Genomic DNA, 18,567 nt, shown 5'->3' with positions numbered 1-18,567 from the left:
CCATGTAAACGTTTTCACGTGGCACTATCCGACAGTCGGTGCGCGCCGACCTGCATCGTCGACCGAACGAAGGGTTGCCGCTGTAGTGGTTTCGATTGGAACGGTGCTCCGRCAAGCCGGAAAACCGATCCAGATGAGCCTCGGACAGGCAGTTGCGCGGATGTCCCCCGAACCCAGCCATGAAGCGATTGACAACGATGTCACCCGGATCTGAAACTCGAGCGATGCACGACACACTCTTCCTGTTTGGTGCCACAGGTGATCTGGCCCAGCGCTACCTGTTCCCTTCGCTGCTGCGCCTGCTCGGCGACGGCCTGCTGCCGGAGGATTTCCGCATCCGTGCGCTGGCCCTGTCGGGCCACGACACCGAAGCCTTCCATGACATCCTGCGCCCGCGCCTGCAGCAGGCCATGCCGATGGCCAGCCAGGAGGACATCGCCTCCCTGCTGCGCCGCATCGACTACCGCTCGGTGGACCTGCGCGACGTCGACTCGGTCGCCGCTGCCGTGTCCGACCTGGTCGACCGCCGCTGCGTGAGCTACCTGGCGATCCCGCCGGGCCTGTACATCTCCACCTGCGAGGGCCTGGCCAAGGGCGGCGCGCTGGCCGCACCCGCGCGCCTGATGCTGGAGAAGCCGATCGGCAGCGACAGCGAAAGCGCCGAGGAGATCATCACCACCATCGGCCAGTGGATCGACGAAGACCGCGTGTTCCGCCTCGATCACTACCTGGGCAAGGCAGCGGTACAGAACCTGATCGCGCTGCGCTTCGGCAACACGCTGCTGGAAGCGGTGTGGAACCGCAATTACATCGAATCGGTGCACATCCTGGTCGCCGAAAGCGAAGGCGTGGATGGCCGCGATGCCTACTACGCGCGCTCCGGCGCCCTGCGCGACATGGTGCAGAGCCACATCCTGCAGCTGCTGTGCATGGTGGCGATGGAGCCGCCGGCGTCACTGGAAGCCGACCGCATCCGCGATGAGAAGGTCAAGGTGCTGCGCGCACTGCGCCCGCTGGATGCCAAGCACGCCGCGCGTGACAGCGTGCGCGGCCGCTATACCGCCGGCAGCATCAACGGCCAGCCCGCACAGGCCTACCAGCCGCCGGAAGGCAGCGACGTGGAAACCTTCGCCGGTGTCACCGCGCACATCGACAACTGGCGCTGGAGCGGCGTGCCGTTCCACCTGGTCACCGGCAAGCGCCTGCCCGAGCGCACCACCCGCGTGGTGGTGACACTCAAGCCGGTCACGCATTGGTTGTTCGAGCGTCCGCAGCGTGCGCAGGCCGCACCGAACCGCCTGGTTTTCCAGCTGCAGCCGCAGGAGAACATCGAACTGGGCCTGATGAGCAGCCTGGCCGGGCCGGAATGGGGCGCGCTGGAACTGCAGCCGCTGGAGCTGGAGCTGTCGGTGCCGACCGGCCTGCATCGCCGTATCGCCTACGAGCGCCTGTTCCTGGACGCGTTCAACGGCAACCACACCCTGTTCGTGCGCGATGACGAAGTGCGTGCCGCCTGGGCCTGGATCGACAGCGTTGCCGATGCCTGGAAGGCGGCCAACCTGCCGCTGGAACCCTACCCTGCCGGCCAGTGGGGCCCGGCCAACGCGGTCGACTTCCTGCCGCAGGGCGTGGATGCGCCAGATAGCGGAGCGTCGGAATGAGTGCCAGCTCGCAGCCCGTGCTGGTCGCCGACATCGGTGGCACCAATGCCCGCTTCGCCCTTGCCGACACCTCGCAGGACGCCCCGCTGCTGAAAGAGAGCATCCGCGAGTACGCCGTGGCGGAGTTCCCGTCGCTGGGTGATGCCGCGCGCCACCATCTGGAGCAGATCGGCGCCACCGCAAGCCGTGGCGTGTTCGCAGTCGCCGGTCGTGTCGATGGTGACGAAGCCCGCATCACCAACCATCCGTGGGTGATCTCGCGCAGCCGCACGGCCGCGATGCTTGGTTTCAACGAACTGCACCTGATCAACGACTTCGCCGCGCAGGCGATGGCGATTTCGCTGCTGCAACCCGATGACGTGGTCCAGGTCGGCGGTGCCGCCTGGGTTCCGGGCAAGCCGGGTCAGCCGCGCAACTACGCAGTGATCGGCCCAGGTACCGGCCTCGGCGTCGGCGGCCTGATCCTTCGCCACGGCCGCTGTTACCCGCTGGAAACCGAGGGCGGCCATGTCAGCTTCCCGCCGGGAACGCCGGAAGAGATCCGCATCCTGGAGATCCTGTCCGAGCAGTTCGGGCGCGTCTCCAACGAGCGGCTGATCTGCGGCCCCGGCCTGGTCAACATCCATCGCGCAATCTGCGAGATGGCGGGTATCGACCCGGGCCAGCTGCAACCGGTGGACGTGACCGCCCGCGCCCTGCACGGCGATCCACAGGCGATGCGTACCGTGGATGTGTTCTGCGCGGTGTTCGGCGCCATTGCCGGTGATCTGGTGCTGACCCAGGGCGCCTGGGATGGTGTGTTCCTGACCGGTGGGCTGACTCCGAAGATGCTCGATTCATTGCAGCACTCCGGTTTCCGCCAGCGCTTCGAACACAAGGGCCGGTTCTCTTCGATCATGGCGCGGGTGCCGTCGCTGGCCGTGATGCATCCCCACGCCGGACTGCTGGGCGCCGCTGCCTATGCTGCCGACGCCGAACGTGACGCACCAGGAGTTGCCGCATGACCCCCATCTTCCAGGACGACCGTATCGACTTCATCAACCACGGCGATGCCGATGGCTGGATCGAGGCGGTTGCAGCCGAAATGGCGCAGGCGATCAACCACGACATCACCGAACTGGGCCGCGCACGCATCCTGCTGTCCGGCGGTACTACGCCGGCACCGGTGTACCAGGCGCTGGCCGAGCTGGACGTGCATTGGGACCGCGTTGAAGTGAGCCTGGCCGACGAGCGCTGGTTGTCGCCGCAGGATCGCGACAGCAATGCATGGCTGGTGCGCGAGAACCTGCTCACGCGTGCCGAAGGTGCGCACTTCGATCCGCTGGTGCGGATCGGCAAGCCGCTGCCCGAATGCGTGTACACCGCCAACCTGCAGGCCCAGCACAGCCAGGCGCCAAGCCTGGTCGCACTGGGCATGGGCAACGACGGCCATACCGCCTCGCTGTTCCCGGGCTCGAAGGACCTGACCCGCGCGCTGGAAAGCACCCTGCCGTACGCCGCACTGGATGCCACCGGATGCCCCGGTGCCAACCAGTGGCCGCTGCGCATCACCCTGACCCCGCGCGGCCTCGGCCAGTGCCGCCAGCGCCTGCTGCTGCTGCGCGGCAAGCAGAAGCTGCAGGTGCTGCGCCAGGCATTGGACAGCAACGACCCGCAGCAGTATCCGATCCTCAACGCAATCAACCTGGAAGGCGCGCGCCTGCGCGTCCACTGGGCTGATTGATGTCGGCGGCGGCGCCCTGCTGCCGCTTGCCTCTCGCCACCTCGAACGCCGGTAGCCAATGAGCCTCCATCCGCAACTGCAAGCCATCACTGAGCGCGTCATCCGCCGCAGCGCCGCTTCGCGCGCCGCCTATCTGGCAGCGATCGACGCCTCCCTGCGCGATGGCCCGTTCCGCAGCCGCCTSAGCTGCGGCAACCTCGCCCACGGYTTCGCCGCCTGTGGTGGCACCGACAAGAGCCGCCTGCGCGGCGGCGTGACGGCCAACCTGGGCATCATCACCGCCTACAACGACATGCTGTCAGCGCACCAGCCGTTCGAGACCTATCCCGAACAGATCCGTGCGGTGGCCCGCGAACTGGGCGCGACGGCACAGGTGGCCGGCGCTGTGCCGGCGATGTGCGACGGCGTCACCCAAGGCCGTGGCGGCATGGAGCTGTCGCTGTTCTCGCGCGATGTCATTGCCCAGGCCACCGCGATCGGACTCAGCCACGACATGTTCGATACCACCGTGTACCTCGGTGTGTGCGACAAGATCGTGCCGGGCCTGCTGATCGGCGCCCTCGCCTTCGGCCACCTTCCGGCGGTGTTCGTGCCGGCAGGCCCGATGACGCCGGGCATTCCCAACAAGCAGAAGGCCGAAGTGCGCGAGCGCTACGCCGCCGGCGAAGCCACCCGCGAAGAACTGCTGGAAGCCGAATCGGCGTCCTACCACGGCGCGGGCACCTGCACCTTCTACGGCACCGCCAATTCCAACCAGGTGCTGCTGGAAGCGATGGGCGTGCAGTTGCCGGGCGCATCGTTCGTCAATCCGGACACGGCGCTGCGCGATGCACTGACCCGCGAAGCCACCGAGCGCGCACTGGACATCACCGCGCTGGGCGACGACTTCCGTCCGCTGGGCCGGATCATCGACGAGCGCGCGATCATCAACGCGATCATCGCGCTGATGGCCACCGGCGGCTCGACCAACCACACCATCCACTGGATCGCGGTGGCACGTGCGGCCGGCATCGTGCTGACCTGGGACGACTTCGACGAGCTGTCGCAGCTGATCCCGCTGCTGGCGCGCGTCTATCCGAACGGCGAGGCCGACGTGAACCGCTTCGCTGCAGCGGGTGGCCCGGCGTTCGTGTTCGGTGAACTGATCAAGGCCGGCCTGATGCATGGCGACCTGGTCAGCGTTGCCCGTGGCGGCATGGCCGACTACGCGCGCGAGCCGCAGCTGCGCGATGGCAAGCTGGTGTACCTGCCGGGCCTGGAAYGCAGCGCCGATGAAGAAGTGGTGCGCGGTGTCGACAACCCGTTCGAGAGCCAGGGCGGCCTGCGCCTGCTGCGCGGCAACCTGGGCAAGTCGCTGATCAAATTGTCGGCAGTGAAGCCGCAGTACCGCACCATCGAAGCGCCGGCCGTGGTGGTTGATGCGCCGCAGGTGCTGAACAAGCTGCACGCCGGCGGCCTGCTGCCCGAGCATTTCGTGGCGGTGGTGCGTTATCAGGGGCCGCGTGCGAACGGCATGCCGGAACTGCATTCGCTGGCGCCGCTGCTGGGCCTGCTGCAGAACCAGGGCCGGCGCGTGGCGTTGGTCACCGATGGTCGCCTGTCTGGTGCGTCGGGCAAGATTCCCGCCGCCATCCACGTGACGCCGGAAGCTGCACGCGGCGGTCCGCTGGGCAAGGTGCGCGAGGGCGACATCATCCGCCTGGATGGTGAGGCCGGCACGCTTGAAGTGCTGGTGGACGCAGCCGAATGGGCCGCGCGTACACATGCGCCGAATACGGCGCCGGCCGCCAATGACCTGGGCCGCAACCTGTTCGCGATCAACCGGCGCGTGGTGGGTCCGGCCGATCAGGGCGCGATCTCGATTTCGTGCGGTCCGGCGGCGGCTGACGGTGGGCCGTGGGACTACGACGCGGAGTATGAGCTGGGGCACGATGCTGCTGCGGCGGCGGCGCCGCATGAGGCGAAGGACGCCTGAGGGATTGAAGCGCGTTGCGGGTATGTGGCGGCGGTTGGTTTCCAGGGGGCGGCGAAGGGCAGGCCGTCGCCAGGACACGCCGTAAATACATCCCTGTAGGCTCGATCGCGCCATCCATGGCGCGAACGGTCCTGGCGACGCCCTGCCCTCCGCCGCATCACAGTTTCCGGCGCCGATACGCCGCGAAGTGATCATTGAAAGCACAACTAGAGCGAAAGCAAAGGCAGAAGCAGAGCTATGGGTATCGAACAACATCAGGTGCGGGCGGCGGAGTTGTTGCATGCGGCCGGCATCCTGCCGGTGGTGACGATTCATACGCTGGACCAGGCACGTGCGGTCAGCGCGGCGCTGCTGGAAGGCGGATTGCCGGCGATCGAGCTGACGCTGCGTACGCCGGTGGCGATGGAAGCGCTGGCGATGCTCAAGCGTGAGCTGCCGGATGTGGTGGTCGGCGCCGGTACGGTGCTGACGGTGGAGCAGATGCAGCAGTCGATCGATGCGGGCGCCGATTTCCTGGTGACCCCGGGCACGCCGCCGGCGCTGGCCGATGCGTTGGCTGCGGCACCGCTGCCGGTGGTACCGGGTGCGGCGACGCCGACCGAACTGCTGGCGCTCTACGCGCGCGGTTTCCGCGTGTGCAAGCTGTTCCCGGCCACGGCCGTGGGCGGCCTGGCGATGATCAAGGGCGTAGCCGGCCCGATCGCCGACCTCAAGCTGTGCCCGACCGGTGGCATTACCGAGAACACCGCCGCCGAGTACCTGGAGCAGAAGAATGTGGTCTGCATCGGTGGATCGTGGATGGTGCCGGGCAGCTGGATCGAGGCCGGCCAGTGGGACAAGGTGCGCGAAAGCGCCGCGCAGGCCGCAAAGATCGTCAAGCGCGTACGCGGCAACTGACGCACTGCGGGGTCAGAGCCGACCCCAAGCGCGCAAAGCGCGCGACCCGCTCCTTCCGTTCCCTTCTTCATTCCGCGGTGGCAGCGCACGGAACCTGTCCGTGGCCCTGCGGAGGGATCGCGCAGGGGCGTAAGCGCCATGGATGGCGCGCCCGAGCCTCCAGGGATGGATTCACGGCGTCCCCTGCGCGATCCCTCCGCAGGGCCAACCCCACGAACTCCGTCCCACCACCGCGAGGGGTTCAGCCGTTGGCCGAAACCCTTACAGCGGCCGTGCCGGATCCACCAGCCCGTACTGGCTGGCCATCCGCGCCAACGCGATGTTGTCGTGGATTCCCATCTTCTCGAACAACCGCGCCTTGTGCGTGTTGACCGTCTTCGCGCTCAGGCTCAGACGACGGGCGATATCTTCCTGGCGCAGGCCCTGGGTCAGCAGCAATGCCACTTCCAGCTCACGCGGCGACAGGTTGTCGAACGGCGAGCCGTTGCCTTCCACGGTGGACAACGCCAGGTTCTGCGCGATGCTCGTGCCCAGGTAACGTCGTCCGGCGGCCACGTCGCGCACCGCACGCAGCAGTTCCTGYGCATCGCAGCCCTTGCCGATGTARCCGGMGGCRCCGGCYTCGAGCAGGCGCTTGGGCAKCGGRCCGTCTTCSAGCACCGASACGATCACCACCCGCGTGCTGCGGTGGCCACGGACGATGCGCTCGGTTACTTCCATCCCGCTTACGCCGGGCAGGTGCAGATCACACAGCACCACGTCCGGTTGCAGCTGGCGGATCGCGGGCAGCGCGTCTTCGCCCGTTTCGGCCTCGCCCACCACTTCAATGTCGGTTTCACTCGACAGTATCATTTTCATCCCGGTGCGGACCAACGCATGGTCATCCACCAGGTAGACTCGAATCGTCATTCACGTACCTCTTCGAATGCGGCCAATACGGGTCAACCTAGGCAGGAGCACCTGACCACTGCAAGCGCGGATGTTGCGCAATTCCGGCGTTCTGCCTTGCGCATCACATTCTTCACGCACTGATCGTGCCCCTTGCCCTGCAGAACCCGTTACAACGAAACAACCCGTCCCTCAGGTAGACGCCCTTGGGAGGGCATCCACGTCACTCCCCTTGCGTGATCGCTTCGCTGGCCGTCGCTGGCGGCGAACCGTGCCGTCGCCATGGATGACGACGGCTGAACATGACCAGATAGCACCCTACCACCCAAACCAGCGCGGCACACCACCCGGCGAGGATGTCCGAGGGGTAATGCACCCCCAGATAGACCCGGGAAACGCTTACCAGCAGGCTGAACGACGGCGCCAGCAGCAGCACCGGCCAGCGCCAGCGGGTATTCCAGGCCAGCAGCACCAGGGTGACCGCCAGGGTCATCGAGCCCATCGCGTGGCCACTGGGGAAACTGAACGTGGATTCCGGCGCGATCGATTCCCACAAGCTGGGCCGGTCGCGCTGGAAGAAGTGCTTGCTGCCCATGTTGAGCAGCGCCGACCCTACGAAGCTCACCGCCACGAAGGTCGCTTCACGCCAACGCCGGTGCCAGGCCAGTGCACCGACAATCAGCACATCGGCCGGGATCAGGAACCACTCGTAGCCCAGCTTCGACAGCAGCACGAACACGTGGTCCAGCCACGGCGAATGCAGGCCGTGCATCTGCCACAGCAGCGGCGCATCGAAATGGAAGGATTCGAACTCGTGCACCTCGTCGGCCAGGGCGACGAATCCGGCCAGCGGCAGCAGCACGCCGGCAAACAGCAGCAGCAGCCGCCAGGCATTGCGCGCCATCCAGTGGCGGAAGCCGGAGGCGGGCTCCGGTGCAGCGAGGATCGTCGGCTTACCCGGCGCTTCGGACATAGGTGCGTTCAACGTAATCATCGATCAGGGCGACAAATTCCTGGGCGATGTTCTCGCCACGCAGGGTCACCTTCTTCTCGCCATCGACGAACACTGGTGCCGACGGTGCTTCACCGGTGCCCGGCAGCGAGATGCCGATGTTGGCATGCCGCGACTCACCCGGCCCGTTGACCACGCAGCCCATCACCGCCAGGGTCATGTTCTCCGCACCCGGGTGCTGGATCTTCCACAGCGGCATCTTTTCGCGCACGTGGTTCTGCACCACCTTGGCCAGCTCCTGGAAGAATTCCGAGGTGGTACGGCCGCAGCCCGGGCACGCCGTGACCAGCGGAGTGAAGGCGCGCTGGCCGGTGGTCTGCAGCAGTTCCTGGGCGACGATCACTTCCTGCGTGCGCGACTGGCCCGGTTCGGGCGTCAGCGAAATGCGGATGGTGTCGCCGATGCCTTCCTGCAGCAGCACGCTGAGCGCCGCCGCCGAGGCGACGATGCCCTTGCTGCCGATACCGGCTTCGGTCAGGCCCAGATGCAGGGCAAAGTCCGAACGCTGGGCCAGGTCGCGGTAGACCGCGATCAGCTCCTGCACGCCGCTGACCTTGGCCGACAGGATGATGCGATCGCGCGGCAACCCCAGCTCGACGGCCTGCTCGGCCGAATCCAGTGCCGAACGGATCAGCGCCTCGCGCAGCACGCGGCCGGCGTCCCAGGGCTGTTCGCGGTGGTTGTTCTCGTCCATCAGCTTGGCCGCCAGGGCCTGGTCCAGCGAGCCCCAGTTGGCGCCGATGCGCACCGGCTTGTTGTAGCGGATGGCGAACTCGATCAGCTGCGCGAACTGCAGGTCCTTCTTCTTGCCGAAGCCTACGTTGCCCGGGTTGATGCGGTACTTGGCCAGTGCTTCGGCGCAGGCCGGCTCGGCCGTCAGCAGCTGGTGGCCGTTGTAGTGGAAGTCGCCGATCAGCGGCACGTCGATGCCCATCATCGCCAGCTTGTCGACGATGCGCGGGATCGCCGCGGCCGCTTCGACCGTGTTGACGGTCAGGCGCACCATTTCCGAGCCGGCACGCCAGAGCTCAGCGACCTGCTTGACGCTGGACGCCACATCGGACGTGTCGGTATTGGTCATCGACTGCACCACGACCGGCTTGCCACCGCCCACGGTGACTCCACCGATCTGGACCGCTTGGGTCAGGCGACGGGGCCAGGAAGTGGCATCGGAGGGGGCTGTAGGGCGGGTGACGGCGTCATGCATGCCGGCATTCTAACGCCCGCCCCGACCTTCCGGGTGTGTCGCATTCAGGCGACAGTCCGGCTGCGGCCGATTGTCGCAGGCAGCCGTCCCCGCGAACGCATACGATGGGCGCGAATGACCGGTCCCGACGCCCCGTTTCTCCGAACCCTGTGCAGCCTGCGCTGGTTGGCCGTGGCTGGCCAGGCGGCCACCATCCTGGTTGCGACCTGGGTGCTGGGGCTGCCCTTGCCGCAACTGCCGCTGTGGTCGGGCGTGGCCGTGCTCGCCGTATTCAACCTGTATACGCAGCTGCGCCCGGAGCCGGCCGATACCGCGCCGCTGACCGCCTTCGGCCACATCCTGGTGGACGTGATCATCCTCACCTGGATGGTCAGCTGGAGCGGCGGCATCGCCAATCCGTTCGGCTCGCTGTTCCTGATCCTGATCGCCCTGGCGGCCTTCGCCCTGCCCCTGCGCTGGGCACTGGCCGTGGCCAGCGCCTGCCTGCTGGGCTACGCCGCCAGCGGACTGTTCGGGCAACCGCTGCCGGCGGGCTATTTCAACGCACTGGACCTCAATCGCTGGGGCGTGATCGCCACCTTCCTGCTGTCCGCTGCGGTCGTACTGATCTTCTCTACCCGGCTGGCGATCGCGCTGCGCGAGCGCGAGCTGGAACTGTCGGCACTGCGCGAACGCTTCGCGCGCAACGAGGGCATCGTCGCCCTGGCCACGCATGCAGCCTCGGTGGCGCATGAACTGAACACGCCTCTGGCGACGATGACCCTGCTCGCCGACGACGTGGCCGAACGCAGCGAAGAACCGGAAGTGCGCGAGGACATGGAAACCCTGCGCGAACTGCTGGTGCAGTGCCGGGAGCGCGTGCTGGCCCTGGCCGCCCCGGCCTCCAATGACGGCCCCGGGCGCGCCCACTCCACGGCCCAGCAGGTGCTGGAGCAATGGCGGCTGGTGCGCCCGACCATCGACCTGCATCGCAACGACGACGCACCGCTGCGCCTGCCGCTGGACCCGGGCGTCGGCCACCTGCTGATGGTGCTGCTGAACAACGCTGCCGATGCCGGCGAGCAGGCCGGCCGTCCGCGCGTCGATCTCAGCCTGCGCATCGAAGGCGACGACCTGATCGGCGAAGTGCGCGACTACGGCCACGGCTTCAACGCCCGCGCCGCCGTGCTGCCGGGCAAGCTGTTCGGCAGCAGCAAGAGTGAAGGCATGGGCGTCGGTCTTGCCCTGTCCCATGCCACCATCGAACGCCTGGACGGCGAGATGTGGATGCGCCCGGCCCAAGGGGCCGGTAGCCGCGTCGGCTTCCGCCTGCCGCTGGCCCCCCGCGAGGAATGACCATGACTGCTTCCACCCTTGGCCTGCTGGTCGACGACGACGAACTCTACCTGCGCACCCTGCAGCGCAGCCTGGCCCGCAAAGGGCTGGAGACGCAGACCGCACAGGATGCCGCCAGCGCGCTGGCACTGGCCCGCCAGCATCCGCCGGCGTTCGCGCTGATCGACCTGAAGCTGGGCAGCGATTCCGGCTTGGCCCTGATACAGCCGCTGCGCGCCCTGCGCGCAGACATGCGGATCCTACTGGTGACCGGCTATGCCAGCATCGCCACCGCAGTGGAGGCGATCAAGCTGGGCGCCGACGACTACCTGCCGAAACCATCGACGGTGCCGATGATCCTGCRTGCGCTGGGCGAGGAAGACGATGGCCCCGCCGATGACGGCGAGATGGAAGTGCCCGATGCGATGACCCCGATCAGCCGCCTGCAGTGGGAACACATCCAGCAGGCGATGCATGAAACCGGCGGCAATGTGTCGGCGGCCGCGCGGCTGCTCGGCATGCACCGGCGTTCGCTGCAGCGCAAGCTGGCCAAGCGGCCGAGCCCGGAACGCGATCCGAGCCGGTGAAGCGTCGTCGTATTCGCCGGGCATGGCCCGTCGCTACCGGCATGACGAAGGGTAGCGCCGGGCCATGCCCGGCGGCATTCCCCGCCCGCGCTCAGCCCTTCAGCTGCGCCAGCAGCTCACGGGTCAGCGGATCATTGATCTGGACATCCTCGCCCTGCCTGGCCTCGGCGTCCACTTCTGCAATCCATTGATCCACCCCACCACGCATCAGATCAGCCCGACTGGGCAGGACGTCGCGCGCAGGGCTATACAGATCGAGCAGCAGTCGGTTGCGGGCCTCGACTGTCATGTCCGCGCCGCCAGACCGCTCGACGATGATGTCAGCGCGCGCCAGGCCCTGCTCATCCACGCACCGCTCGCCATGACGCAGCAGAACCAGCACCGGCACATCGGCGCCCTCCTGCACGGCTGCCTGCAGCCGGTCGTGTCCGTCCAGCACCACGTGTGCCTGCAGGCCACTGACCCACATCAGCAGCACCGGTGGCAGTGATCCTGCCCGGGCCTGCCTGGCCCAGGCCTTGACCCGCCCATCCGTGGCCAGTGACGGTGCCCGCAGCAGGACGGGAGGCAGGCATTCGCCGTGCGTCACGCTCGACCAGTCCAAGGTATCCACCGCCGGTCGGGCCAGCGCATCTGACGCGAACGTGAGCGGCATCCGCGCACGCTCCAGGCCATGCAGCGTCGGCTGCAGCAGCCATTCGCCCTGGGCCAGCGGAGATCGATCCGAACGGGTAAGGGCCTGTGCGAAATGACGTGCCCACGCTGCGGCAGTCCGCACCGGATCATCCGAATGCAACGCCCGCACCTCGGCAGCCGTGATCGGTGGAATGATCGCCGGCGAGGCCGGGGAGGCGCTGCGAAGCAGGTCCACGCCGAAATAGTCGGGCTCCACCCTCGCCCACAACATGGGGCGTTCCTCGGTGCCCACCCGTATCCGGTCCGGCGGGCAGACCGAAACCACAAGCGCAGGGCGCACGGGGGCCTGCACGGTCAGGTGCAGACCCGCCCACACCTCGGGCTGCCTTCGTCGAACGAGGTCGCGCCAGTGCATCGACGCACGCATCCGGCGCGCCGCGCTCAGCCCTTCAGCCGAGCCAGCAGCTCACGGGTCAGCGGATCATTGATCTGGACATCCTCGCCCTGCAGGGCCGGCAGCAGGCCACTGGCCAGCTGCTTGCCCAGTTCGACACCGAACTGGTCGAAAGCGTTGATGTTCCAGATCACCGACTGCACGTACACCGCGTGCTCGTACATCGCGATCAACGCGCCCAGCGCCTGCGGGGTGAGCGCGTCGAGCAGGATCATCGTGCTCGGGCGGCCGCCCGGGTAATCGCGGTGCGGATCGTCGCTGCCCTGGCCGTTGGCCAGTGCTTCGGTCTGCGCCAGCAGGTTGGCCATCAGCGCCTGGTGGTTGACCGTATACGGATCATCRTTGTGCACGCAGCCGATGAAATCGGCCGGGATGATGCTGGTGCCCTGGTGCAGCGCCTGGAAGAAGCTGTGCTGCACATCGGTGCCCGCACCGCCCCACCACACCGGCACGGTGTCGGTGGTGACCGGCTGGCCATCGCGCTGCACGCGCTTGCCCAGGCTTTCCATCACCAGCTGCTGCAGGTAGGCCGGCAGCAGCGCCAGGCGCTGGTCGTAGGTCATCACCGCATGTGTGGCGTAGCCCAGCAGATTGCGGTTCCAGATGTCGGTCAGGCCGTGCAGCACCGGCAGGTTGCGCTCCAACGGCGCGTCCAGTGCATGCGCATCCATCTGCGCGGCACCTTCCAGCAGCTGCTCGAAGCGCTCGAAGCCGATGGCCAGTGCGATCGGGAAACCGACGGCCGACCACAGCGAATAGCGGCCACCCACCCAGTCCCACATCGGCAGCACACGATCGGCGGCGATGGCGAAGGCCTTGGCGGCGCGTTCCGGATTGGCGCTGACCGCGTACAGACGGTCGCTGCCACCCAGCCAGTCATGCAGGATCTGGCCGTTGAGCAGGGTTTCCTGGGTACCAAAGGTCTTGGAAATGAGGATGCCGGCGGTCTTCGCCGGATCCAGCGTGGCCAGCGTGCGCTGCATGGCGGCGCCGTCCACGTTGGACACGAAATGCACGCGCAGGCGTGCGCCTGTGACCGGGCGCAGCGCATCGGCGACCAGTCGCGGGCCGAGATCGGAACCGCCAATGCCGACGCTGACCACATCGGTCACGCCGCTGTCTTCCAGCGCGCGCACCAGCACGCCCATGCGCTGGCGGATGCCGCGCGCGGTGGCATACGCCTCGGCCGCCACCGGCGCATCGACTACGTCACCGCGCAACGCAGTATGCAGCGCAGCGCGGCCTTCTGTCAGGTTGACCTGCTCGCCACGGAACAGGCGCGTGATGGCGCCGCCGACATCACGTTCGGCAGCCAGCGCCAACAGCGCCTGCAACGCTGCGGCATCGTATTTCTGCCGGGCGAAGTTGACATACAACGGACCGACCCGCAGCGCCAGGTCCTGTACACGGCCGGGTTCGGCGGCGAGCAGGCCGGGAATGCTTGCGCCCTTCAGGCGCTGGGCGTGGGAATGCAGCGAGTCGAATCCGTTGTTCGTTGTCATGCGGCCTGGGTCGGGATCGTGTCGTTGGTGTGGGAAATCTGGTTGTTGCCATCCACGTACACCAGCTTCGGCTTGAAGCTGTCGGCTTCCTGCTCGGTCATGCTGGCGAAGGCGGCAATGATGATGATGTCACCGACCTGCACGTGGCGCGCGGCGCCACCATTGAGCGAGACGACGCCGCTGCCGGCTTCGGCGCGGATCGCATAGGTCGAGAAGCGCGCACCGTTGGTCACGTCCCAGATGTGCACCTGCTCGAACTCACGGATGCCGGTGGCAGCCAGCAGGTTGTCATCGATGGCGATCGAGCCTTCGTAGTTCAGCTCGGAATGGGTGACGGTGGCGCGGTGGATCTTGGTCTTGAGCAGGGACAGGTGCATGGGGGCGCTGCAACGGCAAAGGAAAGAGCGGATTCTAGCACCCACGCGGCAGCGGTCAGGTAGCGGCCGCAGGATGCTGAAGACCGTTCAGCCGGTGCGCTGCTGCGCGCCCGGCGATGGCGCCGCGGCACCGGCCAGCACGGCCCGGAACACGGCATGGAACGCCAGTCCGGCCATCAGGCCGAATCCGGCCGCCACCAGTACCGAGAAGGCATAGCTGGCCCAGTCGAAGTTGCCCGCAGAGGACAGCTGGCTCATAAGAGCACCGCCAGAGCCGTCGGGCCAGGCACAGGTGGCCATGGCCAGCGCGCCCAGCCCTGCCCCGACCAGCGCGAACCACACCCAGCGCAGGCGGCCGGAAGACAGCAGGATCAGGCCCATCGGCAGCAGCACCGCCACGGCGTGGGCGAAGGCCAGTACGAACATCAAGGCGGCCGCCAGCGCGGCCGTGGCCACTTCCTGGCCGAGACTGAGACCGGCAATCAGGCCACCGATCACCAGCGAAGGCAGCAGCGCGGCGGCGAACACCGCCAGGATCGCCGCCACGGCGCGGCGGCCGGGGCTGGCTGGAAACGAGGTCATATCGGCAGGTCATCCTTGTCCGGCGAACACGGGCGCCCACTGCGGGCGCCCTGCACAACCGCGCGGGGCGGTTCAGAACTCCAGGTTGTCGATCAACCGGGTGGTGCCCAGGCGCGCGGCGATCAGGGCCACGCGGCCGCCACCATCGAAACTCGGCTCGGCCAGCTCCGGAGTGCGCAGTACCGCGTAATCCACCTGGAAGCCCGCTGCCTGCAGCGCAGCGACGGCGTCGGCCTCGATGCGTTCACGCGCGTGCCCGGCCACATAGCCTTCGCGCATGCCCAGCAGGGTGCGGTGAAGGGTGGTCGCCAAGGGGCGCTGCTCGGCGCTGAGGTATTGGTTGYGCGAGCTCTTGGCCAGGCCATCCTCATCGCGCACGATCTCGGCACCGACGATCTGGATCGGGAACGACAGCTCGGCCACCATCTGCTTGATGACCGCCAGCTGCTGGTAGTCCTTGCGGCCGAACACGGCCACATCCGGCTGTACCTGCAGGAACAGCCGCGCCACCACCGTGCACACGCCATCGAAATGGCCCGGGCGGCTGGCGCCTTCCAGCACCTCGCTGACGCCAGGCGCATGCATCTGCGTGGTCTTGTCCACGCCCAGCGGGTACATCGCTTCGACGCTGGGCAGCCACACCGCATCGCAGCCCACCTGCTCCAGCCCGGCCACATCGGCTTCGGGGGTGCGCGGATAGCGGCTGAAATCCTCGTTCGGCCCGAACTGTGTCGGGTTGACGAAGATGCTGGCCACCACCTTGTCGGCGTACTGCTTTGCCAGGGTGACCAGCGCGTGGTGCCCGCCGTGCAGGTTGCCCATGGTCGGCACCAGCGCCACGCGCAGGCCCTCGCCCTTCCACTGCGCGATCTGCGCGCGCAGCGCACCGAGTTCGTTGAAGGTCTGGATCATTGGGCGTACGCGTGTTCTTCGTCGGGGAAGCTGCCATCGCGCACGGCATCGGCGTAGGCACGGGTGGCGCCGGCCACCGAACCGCCTTCAGCCAGGAAGTCCTTGACGAACTTCGGGCGACGGTGGCCGCTGTCCAGGCCGAGGAAATCGTGCAGCACCAGCACCTGGCCGTCGCACTGCGGACCGGCACCGATACCGATGGTCGGCACCGGCACCGCGGCGGTGACGGCAGCAGCAACCGGGGTCGGCACGCATTCGAGCACCATGATGCTGGCACCGGCTTCAGCCACGGCCTTGGCATCGTCCACCAGCTGGCGCGCGGCATCGCCACGGCCCTGGATCTTGAAGCCACCCAGGCGCAGCACCGACTGCGGGGTCAGGCCCAGGTGCGAACAGACCGGGATCTCGCGCTCGACCAGGTAGCGGATGATGTCGACCTTGAAGCCGGCCCCTTCGATCTTGACCATCTCCGCACCCGCCTGCAGCAGCTGCAGCGAAGCATCCAGCGCGCGTTCCGGGGTGGCATCGGCGCCGAACGGCAGGTCGGCGATCAGCAGCGCACGCTGCAGCACGCGGGCGACTGCGCGGGTGTGATAGACCATGTCGGCGACGGTCACCGGCAGGGTCGAATCGTGCCCCTGCACGACCATGCCCAGCGAATCGCCGATCAGGATCAGGTCGACGCCATTGGCATCGAAGGTGCGGGCGAAGCCTGCGTCGTAGGCGGTCAACATGACCAGCTTCTGGCCATTGCGCTTGGCCTCGGCCAGGGCGGGAACGGTCCAGGGCTTGCTGTCTGCGTGGGTGCTCATGTGCTGATAACCGGGGGAGATAACCCGGGCATTATCACCCTAACGGCGCGATCCCGCAGGCATCCACCCGCATCACTGCATCCCGTACGCGACCGTGGCCGGGAATGGCCAGATCGGCGGCGATTTCGGCCAATGGCACCAACACGAACGCACGCTCGTGCAGGTAGGGATGCGGCACCTTCAGCTCGGGCAGGTCCAGCACCTGCTCGCCGAACAGCAGCAGGTCCAGATCCAGCGCACGCGGCCCCCAGTGCACGGCGGGGTCGCGTACGCGGCCGAAGCGCTGCTCCAGCGCGAGCAGGGCCTGCAGCAGCTCGACGGCGGGCAGATCGGTGTCGACCGAGGCCACTGCGTTGACAAAGGGTGGCTGGTCCTCGTTGCCCCATGCCGGCGTCGCGTACAACCGCGACGCCTGCGTCAGCCGGGTTCCGGGCAGCTCGTCCAGCGCGGCAATGGCCGCGCGGACGGTGTTGGCTGCGTCGCCAAGATTGGCACCCAGCCCGATCCAGGCACCGGTCATGGATTACTCGGCAGCACCGGCAGCTGCGCCATCGGGACGACGACGGCGACGACGACGCTTGCGCGGCGCTCCACCCTCCTCATCGCCGGCATCGCTGTGCAGGGAATCCAGCGACGAATCCAGCTCATGCCCGGACTGCGCCTGCGCTTCGCGCCAGAACGCGACGTCGGCTTCGTGCTCTGCCGATGCCACCTGGCGCAGGGCCAGGAAATCGAAGGCGGCACGGAAACGGGGGTGGCTGAGCGTGCGCATCACGCGCTTGCGCTGGCGCGAACTGAAGCGCGCCTGCAGCAGCCAGATCTCCTGCATCGGCAGCGAGAAACGGCGCGGCAATGCAATGGTGCTCAGCTGCTGCACGGTGACACGGTCGGCGGCACGACGCTGCGCCTCTTCCGGYGCCACGCCCTGCTTGAGCAGCGTTGCCTGTGCGCGGCAATACGCCGGCCACAGGAGCAGCGCGAACAGGAACGCCGGCGACACGGGCTCGTCATTGGCCACGCGTGCATCGGTGTTGGCCAGGCCCTCGACCAGCATGCGGCGCAGCGCGCCGGTGCGGTTCGACTTCAGCGCCTTGGCGCTTTCCGGGAACAGCACGTCGAACAGGCCGTAGCGTTCCAGTCCTTCGAAGCTGGCAACGCCATGYCCGGACAGGAACAGCTTCAGGACTTCCTCGAACAGGCGCGCCGGTGCGGCTTCGTTGAGCAGGCCGGCCAGCTGCGGGATCGGTGCGGCAGTGCCCTCTTCGATCTGGAAGCCGAGCTTGGCCGCCAGGCGGACCGCACGCAGCATGCGCACCGGGTCTTCCTGGTAACGCTGCACCGGGTCGCCGATGAGCTTCATCAGGCGTGCCTGCACGTCTTCGAAGCCGCCGGTGTAGTCACGCACCGAGAAGTCCTCGATGGCGTAATACAGGGCATTGCAGGTGAAGTCGCGGCGGATGGCGTCGTCTTCGATGCTGCCGTACACGTTGTCGCGCACGAGCATGCCGTTTTCCATTTCGCGGTCGCCGCTGCCGTCATCGATGTTGGCTCGGAAGGTGGCGACTTCGATGATCTCGCGGCCGAACACAACATGGGCCAGGCGGAAACGGCGGCCGATCAGGCGGCAGTTGCGGAACAACTGCTTGACCTGTTCGGGCGTGGCATCGGTGGCCACGTCGAAATCCTTGGGTTGGCCATTGACCAGCAGATCGCGCACTGCGCCGCCGACAAGGTAGGCGCCGAAGCCGGCATCGCGCAGTCGATAAAGCACGCGCAAAGCGTTCGGGCTGATGTCCTTGCGGGAGATCGTGTGCTGGTCGCGCGGGATGACGCGCAGGCTGAACGGTGATGTAGCAGAGGAAATGATGTTGGCGCTTCCGGTTGAAGTTTCGGGATTGCCCAATGGCATCGAGGTGCATATACTAGCGCTCCTGCACCGGCAGCGACACACTGCTCCCTTCGTCTAGTGGTTAGGACGTGGCCCTCTCAAGGCTAAAACAGGGGTTCGAGTCCCCTAGGGAGCACCAG

18 protein-coding genes and 1 tRNA gene are annotated in these 18,567 nt (G+C 67.3%); 8 read left to right on the top strand and 11 right to left on the bottom strand.

The genetic code is table 11. From position 1 onward, the window contains the following. The first annotated feature begins 224 nt into the window (after positions 1–224). The 5 genes from zwf to eda all read left to right on the top strand — a co-directional run bounded on the left by zwf (position 225) and on the right by eda (position 6,256). A complete protein-coding gene (gene zwf / locus AC1DJN_RS07235) occupies positions 225–1,661 on the top strand; it encodes a glucose-6-phosphate dehydrogenase (RefSeq protein WP_025878809.1) in 1,437 nt (478 codons plus the stop codon). Further along, complete coding sequence (glk, locus tag AC1DJN_RS07230) at positions 1,658–2,665, top strand: glucokinase (RefSeq protein ID WP_025878808.1); 1,008 nt, start codon at positions 1,658–1,660, stop codon at positions 2,663–2,665. Before zwf ends, glk begins: the two co-directional genes overlap by 4 nt. Continuing rightward, on the top strand, positions 2,662–3,384 hold the full coding sequence (pgl, locus tag AC1DJN_RS07225; RefSeq protein WP_032977874.1) for a 6-phosphogluconolactonase: 723 nt from the start codon (positions 2,662–2,664) through the stop codon (positions 3,382–3,384). Before glk ends, pgl begins: the two co-directional genes overlap by 4 nt. A 58-nt stretch (positions 3,385–3,442) precedes the next feature. After that, on the top strand, positions 3,443–5,359 hold the full coding sequence (gene edd / locus AC1DJN_RS07220; RefSeq protein WP_478039036.1) for a phosphogluconate dehydratase: 1,917 nt from the start codon (positions 3,443–3,445) through the stop codon (positions 5,357–5,359). 237 nt (positions 5,360–5,596) lie between these two features. Continuing rightward, positions 5,597–6,256 (top strand): bifunctional 4-hydroxy-2-oxoglutarate aldolase/2-dehydro-3-deoxy-phosphogluconate aldolase, encoded by a 660-nt coding sequence (gene eda / locus AC1DJN_RS07215; protein WP_442251910.1) that lies wholly within the window; start codon positions 5,597–5,599, stop codon positions 6,254–6,256. A 261-nt stretch (positions 6,257–6,517) separates the two neighbouring features. On the opposite strand, the gene AC1DJN_RS07210 is transcribed toward eda, so the two are convergent. From AC1DJN_RS07210 to ispG, 3 genes are all read right to left on the bottom strand, one after another. Then, positions 6,518–7,165: a response regulator gene (locus AC1DJN_RS07210; RefSeq protein ID WP_478039035.1), complete on the bottom strand. Its 648-nt coding sequence runs from the start codon at positions 7,163–7,165 to the stop codon at positions 6,518–6,520. Between the two features lie 202 nt (positions 7,166–7,367). Then, positions 7,368–8,117 (bottom strand): phosphatase PAP2 family protein, encoded by a 750-nt coding sequence (locus tag AC1DJN_RS07205; protein WP_025878803.1) that lies wholly within the window; start codon positions 8,115–8,117, stop codon positions 7,368–7,370. Next, on the bottom strand, positions 8,098–9,363 hold the full coding sequence (gene ispG / locus AC1DJN_RS07200) for a flavodoxin-dependent (E)-4-hydroxy-3-methylbut-2-enyl-diphosphate synthase (protein WP_025878802.1): 1,266 nt from the start codon (positions 9,361–9,363) through the stop codon (positions 8,098–8,100). The genes AC1DJN_RS07205 and ispG overlap by 20 nt, the downstream gene beginning before the upstream one ends. A gap of 114 nt (positions 9,364–9,477) precedes the next feature. Here ispG and AC1DJN_RS07195 point away from each other — a divergent pair, with 114 nt between their 5' ends. Together AC1DJN_RS07195 and AC1DJN_RS07190 are read left to right on the top strand one after the other, a co-directional pair. After that, positions 9,478–10,698: an ATP-binding protein gene (locus AC1DJN_RS07195; RefSeq protein WP_032952097.1), complete on the top strand. Its 1,221-nt coding sequence runs from the start codon at positions 9,478–9,480 to the stop codon at positions 10,696–10,698. Continuing rightward, positions 10,695–11,264 carry a response regulator transcription factor gene (locus AC1DJN_RS07190; RefSeq protein WP_478039034.1) on the top strand — a complete coding sequence of 190 codons (570 nt, stop codon included), beginning with the start codon at positions 10,695–10,697 and terminating at the stop codon, positions 11,262–11,264. The genes AC1DJN_RS07195 and AC1DJN_RS07190 overlap by 4 nt, the downstream gene beginning before the upstream one ends. 91 nt (positions 11,265–11,355) lie before the next feature. Here AC1DJN_RS07190 and AC1DJN_RS07185 read toward each other — a convergent pair whose 3' ends face one another. The 8 genes from AC1DJN_RS07185 to pcnB form a co-directional block, all read right to left on the bottom strand. Beyond that, complete coding sequence (locus tag AC1DJN_RS07185; protein WP_442251909.1) at positions 11,356–12,315, bottom strand: hypothetical protein; 960 nt, start codon at positions 12,313–12,315, stop codon at positions 11,356–11,358. A gap of 26 nt (positions 12,316–12,341) precedes the next feature. Next, positions 12,342–13,856, bottom strand: coding sequence for a glucose-6-phosphate isomerase (gene pgi, locus AC1DJN_RS07180; RefSeq protein WP_478013585.1), 1,515 nt, complete (start codon positions 13,854–13,856; stop codon positions 12,342–12,344). Continuing rightward, positions 13,853–14,233, bottom strand: coding sequence for an aspartate 1-decarboxylase (panD, locus tag AC1DJN_RS07175; RefSeq protein WP_004153087.1), 381 nt, complete (start codon positions 14,231–14,233; stop codon positions 13,853–13,855). The genes pgi and panD overlap by 4 nt, the downstream gene beginning before the upstream one ends. Positions 14,234–14,320: 87 nt before the next feature. Next, a complete protein-coding gene (locus tag AC1DJN_RS07170; RefSeq protein WP_088101379.1) occupies positions 14,321–14,815 on the bottom strand; it encodes a hypothetical protein in 495 nt (164 codons plus the stop codon). A gap of 72 nt (positions 14,816–14,887) precedes the next feature. After that, complete coding sequence (gene panC / locus AC1DJN_RS07165) at positions 14,888–15,727, bottom strand: pantoate--beta-alanine ligase (RefSeq protein WP_478039033.1); 840 nt, start codon at positions 15,725–15,727, stop codon at positions 14,888–14,890. Then, on the bottom strand, positions 15,724–16,539 hold the full coding sequence (gene panB / locus AC1DJN_RS07160; protein ID WP_025878796.1) for a 3-methyl-2-oxobutanoate hydroxymethyltransferase: 816 nt from the start codon (positions 16,537–16,539) through the stop codon (positions 15,724–15,726). The genes panC and panB overlap by 4 nt, the downstream gene beginning before the upstream one ends. Positions 16,540–16,573: 34 nt before the next feature. Continuing rightward, the gene (gene folK, locus AC1DJN_RS07155) at positions 16,574–17,059 is read right to left on the bottom strand and encodes a 2-amino-4-hydroxy-6-hydroxymethyldihydropteridine diphosphokinase (RefSeq protein WP_093820004.1); all 486 of its coding nucleotides are present in this window, start codon (positions 17,057–17,059) and stop codon (positions 16,574–16,576) included. 3 nt (positions 17,060–17,062) lie between these two features. Beyond that, positions 17,063–18,442, bottom strand: coding sequence for a polynucleotide adenylyltransferase PcnB (gene pcnB, locus AC1DJN_RS07150; protein ID WP_033830828.1), 1,380 nt, complete (start codon positions 18,440–18,442; stop codon positions 17,063–17,065). A 49-nt stretch (positions 18,443–18,491) separates the two neighbouring features. On the opposite strand from pcnB, the gene AC1DJN_RS07145 reads away from it, so the two are divergent. Further along, a tRNA-Glu gene (locus tag AC1DJN_RS07145) sits at positions 18,492–18,566 on the top strand. Position 18,567: the final 1 nt, after the last annotated feature.

Source organism: Stenotrophomonas sp. 05L414_2, from assembly GCF_056397905.1.
The sequence above is the reverse complement of the archived record's forward strand: the minus strand, read 5'-3'. Positions and strand labels throughout refer to the sequence as shown.